A 612-nucleotide genomic window follows, 5' to 3' on the forward strand; every position below is an offset into this window, starting at 1 on the left:
GGTTGCAACTTGATAGTTGGTGCTGCCATCGGCATTGGTGGTGCTATTGACTACAATGTTGTCACCCTGCGTGACTGTGGTTTTGGCTTTGGTCGCACTGCTTTTGACTGCTGCAATCGCACCGTCCACGGTATCAACTCCTGTTCCACCGATGTTGCTGGTGCTGATGCTGCCATCCGCTGCAATGCCGCTGTTGCCGCCAAGAACGGTTTTTACGCTGTTGGATACGTTATATAGTTGACCGCCATTCACTGCATCTTTTGATGTCGCATTGACTGCGCCTGCAGCAAGGTTGGTAAGGCTGGTGTTCGCGGCATCAATGCCTGCTGAAGTCACGCTTGGACCACCTGCAATCGCTAAACCTGCATTATTAACAGTGGTATTACCCACTGTTAGGCTACCTGCATCTGTCAAACTAATGTTGTCGTTTAGGTTATATTTATAGGTATTGGTCGCAGCATCATAGGTCGCTGTGGTATTGGTGCCATTGGCAAAATTCATTGTCTCGCCAAGTTGAGCATTGTCTGCCGTACCACCATTTACTGCAAAGTTTAGACCTTTATTCGCTGTGGTTTGGGCCGCAGCTGCATTCGTCACTGCTGTATTAGCTGT

1 pseudogene is annotated in these 612 nt (G+C 49.0%); it reads right to left on the reverse strand.

Annotation, left to right across the window (positions count from 1 at the left end):
- Nucleotides 1-612, reverse strand: a pseudogene (locus tag ACX1N5_RS15720) (YadA-like family protein); the annotation flags it as partial.

Source organism: Acinetobacter sp. ANC 4636 (assembly GCF_054454555.1).